The 6,246-nt window shown below is 30.9% G+C and carries 5 protein-coding genes; 4 read left to right on the plus strand and 1 reads right to left on the minus strand.

The window, feature by feature from the left end:
* Positions 1 to 31 precede the first annotated feature (31 nt).
* The 4 genes from ACIQ16_RS09975 to priA all read left to right on the plus strand — a co-directional run bounded on the left by ACIQ16_RS09975 (position 32) and on the right by priA (position 5,522).
* Positions 32 to 1,198 (plus strand): iron-containing alcohol dehydrogenase, encoded by a 1,167-nt coding sequence (locus tag ACIQ16_RS09975; protein WP_396151125.1) that lies wholly within the window; start codon positions 32 to 34, stop codon positions 1,196 to 1,198.
* Positions 1,199 to 1,623: 425 nt separating this feature from the next.
* On the plus strand, positions 1,624 to 2,619 hold the full coding sequence (locus ACIQ16_RS09980; RefSeq protein WP_396151128.1) for an NAD(P)H-dependent glycerol-3-phosphate dehydrogenase: 996 nt from the start codon (positions 1,624 to 1,626) through the stop codon (positions 2,617 to 2,619).
* A 113-nt stretch (positions 2,620 to 2,732) separates the two neighbouring features.
* Complete coding sequence (locus ACIQ16_RS09985; RefSeq protein ID WP_396151130.1) at positions 2,733 to 3,032, plus strand: lysozyme inhibitor LprI family protein; 300 nt, start codon at positions 2,733 to 2,735, stop codon at positions 3,030 to 3,032.
* 48 nt (positions 3,033 to 3,080) lie between these two features.
* Positions 3,081 to 5,522 (plus strand): primosomal protein N', encoded by a 2,442-nt coding sequence (gene priA, locus ACIQ16_RS09990; RefSeq protein WP_396151132.1) that lies wholly within the window; start codon positions 3,081 to 3,083, stop codon positions 5,520 to 5,522.
* Here the strand turns inward: priA and ACIQ16_RS09995 are convergent.
* Entirely contained in the window at positions 5,519 to 6,217 is a 699-nt protein-coding gene (locus ACIQ16_RS09995; protein WP_396151134.1) for a LytR/AlgR family response regulator transcription factor, read from the minus strand. The two genes, priA and ACIQ16_RS09995, sit on opposite strands and share 4 nt — an antisense overlap.
* Positions 6,218 to 6,246: the final 29 nt, after the last annotated feature.

The following is a 6,246-nucleotide window of genomic DNA, read 5'->3' on the forward strand; positions in this document are numbered from 1 at the left end:
TGTAAGTTTGAAATAATAAATTAAATATGTCATGTTAAACTTCGAGTTATACAATCCTACCAATTATATTTTTGGTAAAAATCAAATAGAAAAATTAGCGAATTTAATTCCAGCCCATGCAAAAGTCCTTTTAGCGTATGGTGGAGGAAGTATTTTTAAAAATGGCATTCATAAACAAGTTACGGAGCACTTAAAAGGTTTTGAAGTTATTGAATTTGGAGGTATCGAACCCAATCCACATTTTGAAACACTAATGAAAGCCGTAGAAATTATTCGTACTGAAAAAATCACTTTTATTTTAGCTGTAGGCGGTGGAAGTGTTATTGATGGGGTGAAATTTATTTCAGGTGCTGTTAATTATGAAGGAAATGCAGTTGATATTCTAAAAAACAGAATTTTATTTAAAGATATTTCAAAAGTAATTCCTTTTGGAACAGTATTAACATTACCTGCTACGGGTTCTGAAATGAATTCGGGAGCCGTAATTACTATTGAAGCTACACAAGAAAAACTAACATTAGGTGGAAGTGCTTTGTTTCCTCAATTTTCTATTTGCGATCCAACAGTAATTCATTCGTTACCTAAAAGACAACTTCAAAATGGCGTAGTTGATGCTTTTACACATGTATTAGAGCAATATTTAACGTATCCGCAAGAGGCAATGTTGCAAGACCGAATTTCAGAAGGTATATTACAAACATTAGTAGAAATAGGTCCGAAAGTTGTTGAAAATCCTACCGATTATAAATTAGCATCTAATTTTATGTGGTGCGCTACAATGGCATTAAATGGATTGATACAAAAAGGCGTTGCATCAGATTGGGCAACACATATGATTGGTCATGAATTAACGGCTTTGTACGGAATTGACCATGCAAGAACATTAGCGATTATAGGTCCGAATTTATATCGAGTGATGTTTGATTCTAAAAAAGAAAAATTAGCACAATTTGGTGAAAGAGTGTTCAATATAAAAGGAAATTCAACGGAAGAAATTGCTGAAAAAGCTATTGATAAATTGGTATCGTTCTTACAAGAAATGGGAATGGAAACGAAACTTTCTCAATCAACTACAAATTATTCCGATACCGCTAATTTTATTGTTAATCGTTTTGAAGAAAGAGGTTGGAAAGCTTTAGGCGAAAAACAAATTATTACATTAGAAAAAGTAAAAGAAATTGTTGAAATGAGTTATTAAAGGAAGTAAAAAGTAAAAAGTAAAAAGTAAAAAGTAAAAAGTAACATAGTAACAAAGTAGCAAAGTAATAAAGTGAAAAGTTAGAGAATCTATGTTTTCTATGTATTGCAAAGCTACTCAACTTATCATAACACTTTCTATGTACCTATGTGTTTAATTTTGGTGAAAAGTAAAAAAAAGCGTCCAAGAATTTCTCTTTGAGACGCTTTTTGCAAAAAAAACTACTAACTAAACTACTTTTATTATTTTTTAATCGATATAATATTATTTTCAATAGTCGTGCCAGAAAATACATCTTCACAAATAATTAACATTATTTAAGGTTTTTTAATATTGATTTCGTCATACATATTATTATTGAAATTGATATGACTATTGCATATTGCTATTCAAAAGTGTATTTTTGGAGTTCATAATTTTAGAACATGGAAAGCAATAAAAAATTTGCAGTTATTGGAGGCGGAAGTTGGGCAACAGCTATTGCCAAAATGTTATGTGAAAATCAAGAGAAAATAGCATGGTACATGCGAAGCACGTATGCTTTAGAACATTTGAAACAGCAAAAACACAATCCAAATTATCTAAGTTCGGTTGCTTTTGATACGAATAAATTGCAATTGACAAACGATATTAACGAAGCCATTCAATTTGCTGATGTGGTAATTTTTGCAATACCATCTGCGTTTTTAAGTGCGGAATTAGAAAAAATGACAGTATCTTTAGAAGGAAAAATAATTTTTTCAGCTATTAAAGGTATCGTTCCAGAAACAAGTTTAATTGTAGGCGAACACTTTCATAATATGTTTTCAATTCCTTACGAAAACATTGGAGTAATTACAGGTCCTTGTCATGCAGAAGAAGTAGCTTTAGAGCGATTGTCGTATTTAACAATTGCTTGTGCAGATGAAGAAAAAGCCAAATATGTTGCAAAAAATTTAGCGTCGTATTATATAAAGACTAAAACGTCTGATGATATTATAGGTACTGAGTACGCAGCTGTTTTGAAAAATATTTATTCTATTGCTGCGGGTATTGCTCATGGTTTGGGTTATGGAGATAACTTTCAAGCGGTTTTAATGAGTAACGCCATTCGTGAAATGAAAAAATTCATTAGAAAAGTTCATAAAATGAAACGTAATATAAACGATTCGGCTTATTTAGGCGATTTGTTAGTAACGGGATATTCCGTTTTTTCGAGAAACCGAATGTTTGGAAATATGATAGGGAAGGGTTATACCGTAAAATCTGCTCAAATGGAAATGAGTATGGTGGCAGAAGGTTATTACGCTGTAAAAAGTGCTTATACTCTTAATCAAGAATACAAAGCCAAAACGCCAATTATTGACGCGGTTTATCAAATTTTATACGAAGGTAAAGATGCGAAACAAGTTTTTGCTAAATTAACGGAGAAGTTGGATTAGTTAAAGTCAAAAGTCAAAAGTCAAAAGTCAAACGTTTCGTTTATTATTCTAATTAATATTTCTTTTATATGAATAAAATTTTTTATTTACTTATTTTATTTTATAGTTACAATTTGAGCGCACAAACTCAAGCTGAAATGAATAAATCTGCTTATGAAGATTTTAAGAAAGCTGATGCGGAACTGAATAGATATTATAAAAAAATAATTGATGTTTTAGATGTTAATGAAAAACAACTAATGGTTAAAGCCCAAAAAGATTGGTTGAAATTTCGAGATTCACATTGTAATTTTGAAATCGAACAATATAAAGGAGGAAGTATTTCACCATTAATTTTTTCAACTTGTTTAACAGAGAGAACAAATGCAAGAATTGAAGATTTTAAAACTATTTTACAAGACATGAATAAGTAAATTTCCGACACCCAATACCCTTCACCCAAAACCCAATACCTTTAATAAATGTACTTCATCAACGTTATTCTTCCTTTAAATCTTGATAAAACGTTTACGTATTCCGTGAATGTGGAAGAATACAAGTTTTTGCAACGAGGAATGCGCGTTACGGTTCCTTTTGGAAAAACAAAAGTGTATACGGCTTTAGTTGTAGAAAAGCATACCAATCCTCCTGTTTTGTATGAAGCTAAAGAAATCAGCCAAATTATTGATGAGGTTCCTATTGTAATTGAAATTCAACTTAAACATTGGCAATGGATTGCGTCGTATTATATGTGTGCAATTGGCGAAGTTTTTAAAGCAGCATTACCTTCCGGATTGATTTTAGAAAGTGAAACGATGATTTCTTCTTCGCATACAGAATCAGATAAAACATTGACAACAGATGAAGAATTTTTAGTTTTAGAAGCTTTAGAAAATAAATCATCCATTACGATTTCAGAAATTTCTCAGATTCTTAATAAGAAAAATGTAATTCCAATTGTTCAAAGCTTGTTAGCTAAAGGTTTGCTTACGATGCAAGATGAGGTGCAAGACAATTACAAACCAAAATTAGTAAAATATATTAAACTTCAAGAAGAATTTCTGCAACCAGAAAAATTGCAAGAATTACTTGAAATATTAGGTAAAGCAAAGAAGCAAAAAGAAATTGTTTTATCGTATTTTCAATTGCAAGCTACAGAGAAAAAGCCAATTGCTGCAAAATTGTTAATTGAAACTTCTGGGGTTAGCGCGGCGGTTATTAAATCATTAATAGATAAACAAATTTTTGAAGAATATTATATCAATACAGACCGTGTTTCCTTCGAAAAAGAGGAAAATTACGAAATACAATTAAGTGCATCGCAACAAATTGCTTTAGATAATATTCAGGATAAATTTACTCAATTTGATGTCAATTTATTTCACGGAGTAACCGCTTCAGGTAAAACGGAAGTCTATATTAAACTTATTGAAGCATTTTTACAACAAGACAAACAAGTATTGTTTTTATTACCAGAAATCGCTTTAACTACGCAATTAGTGCAACGATTATCCGCTTATTTTGGAAATCAAATTGCGGTTTTTCACTCTAAATATAATTCAAATGAACGTGTTGAGGTGTACAATCACGTGTTGCAAAACTCTGAAAAAGCAAAAGTCGTTTTAGGTGTTCGGAGTGCCTTGTTTTTGCCGTTTTCTAATTTAGGTTTAATTGTGGTTGATGAAGAACATGAAGCTACTTACAAACAACAAGACCCAGCGCCTCGATATCATGCCCGAGATGCGGCTATTGTTTTAGCAAAATTTCATAATTCAAAAGTGCTGTTAGGAAGTGCTACACCAAGTTTAGAATCGTATCATAATGCCAAAACCAATAAATATGGTTTAATTGAGTTGTTTGAACGATTCAATAATGTGGTCTTACCAGAAATTCATTTGATTGATTTAAAAGATAAATATTTCCGAAAACGAATGGATGGTCATTTTTCAGATGAATTATTGGAAAGAATGCACGAAACATTAGCAAATAAGGAACAAATAATGCTATTTCAAAATCGCAGAGGGTATTCGCCGTATATTGAATGCACCACTTGCGGTCACGTACCTCAATGCCCAAGTTGCGATGTGAGTTTAACCTATTACAAGTATAAAAATCATTTAAAATGTCATTATTGCGGACATAATATGGCGAAACCCACACATTGCCACCAATGTAATTCGTTAGATATTACGGCAAAGGGTTTTGGTACGGAGCAAGTAGAATTAGAATTGATAAAGCTATTTCCTGAGAAACGAATTGCGCGAATGGATCAAGACACCACTCGAGGAAAATTTGCTTTTGAAAAAATGATTGATGCCTTTAAAAACCAGGAAATTGATATTTTAGTTGGTACACAAATGTTAGCCAAAGGTTTAGATTTTGAAAACGTGACTTTAGTTGGAATTTTAAATGCAGATAATTTATTAAATCAGCCGTATTATCGCGCTTATGAACGGGCGTATCAAATGATGGTACAAGTAGCCGGGCGTTCAGGTAGAAAAGCCAAAAAGGGTAGTGTAGTGATTCAAACGTACAATCCAATGCATAATACAATTCAACAAGTAGTGAATAATAACTATACAGCGATGTTTAATGAGCAATTATACGAAAGACGTAATTTTCAATATCCACCGTATTTCCGTTTGTTACAAATAAAATTGAAACATCGTGATTACGAAAAACTTCGTGAAGGTGCTACATGGTTGTATAATGTGTTAAAGCAAAATGTAGCGGTACCTATATTAGGACCAGAAGAACCTGCAATTAATAGGATTCGAAATGAATATATTCGAACAATTCTTATTAAAATTCCAAATAACGCTAATCTTATTGGAACTAAAAAAATAATTAAAAAAGCATTAGTAAGTTTTGAAGCCACTTCACAATATCGAGCAATAAAAACAACAATTAATGTAGATTATTAATAATTTTCTAAAACACTAATAATTTCTTCTTTTTTATTTCTACTTAACGGAATTTTTTCTCCGTCTATTTCAACTTGTTTGCTATTAAATCGATCGACTTTATCTAAATTAATAATATACGATTTATGAATTCTAAGAAAGTTTTCTTTTGGTAATTCAATTTCAAAAGATTTCATTGTAGATAATACTAAGTGGGTGTCTTCGTATGTTACAACTTTGATGTAATCGCCAAAAGCTTCAATCCATTTTATATGTGAGGTATATACTTTTATTTTTTTAAGATTACTTTTGATAATTAGATGTGCCCCGTTTTCGTCATGAGTTTGGTCATGTTTTAAATGGTGCATTTCCATTGCTTTTTTTGTAGCAACTAAGAATCGTGCTTTTTTTATTGGTTTTTGTATAAAATCTAATGCAGAATAATCAAATGCTTTAACAGCATAATCCGCTTTTGAAGTAATAAATACAATTAGCGGTTTGATTTTTAAACCATCAATTAAATCAAAACCAGTAATATGAGGCATTTCAATGTCTAAAAAAATTAAATCAACAGTATTATTTGTAATATAATTCTTAGCTTCTAATGCGTTTGAAAAATCACCACCTAATACTAAGTTAGGATGTTCGGAGATTAATTTAGCAATAGTAATACGTTGAATAGAACTGTCATCAACAACAATAGTGTTTAATTTCATATGTTGGTATTTATTACATTTAAAATGAT

The organism is Flavobacterium sp., from assembly GCF_044360715.1.
Lineage (GTDB): Bacteria > Bacteroidota > Bacteroidia > Flavobacteriales > Flavobacteriaceae > Flavobacterium.

Bases quoted from the DNA above. Each gene is read 5' to 3' on its own strand.
- ACIQ16_RS09995 (WP_396151134.1), bottom strand. From the start codon at position 6,217: ATGAAATTAAACACTATTGTTGTTGATGACAGTTCTATTCAACGTATT.
- ACIQ16_RS09975 (WP_396151125.1), top strand. From the start codon at position 32: ATGTTAAACTTCGAGTTATACAATCCTACCAATTATATTTTTGGTAAA.
- priA (WP_396151132.1), top strand. From the start codon at position 3,081: ATGTACTTCATCAACGTTATTCTTCCTTTAAATCTTGATAAAACGTTT.
- ACIQ16_RS09980 (WP_396151128.1), top strand. From the start codon at position 1,624: ATGGAAAGCAATAAAAAATTTGCAGTTATTGGAGGCGGAAGTTGGGCA.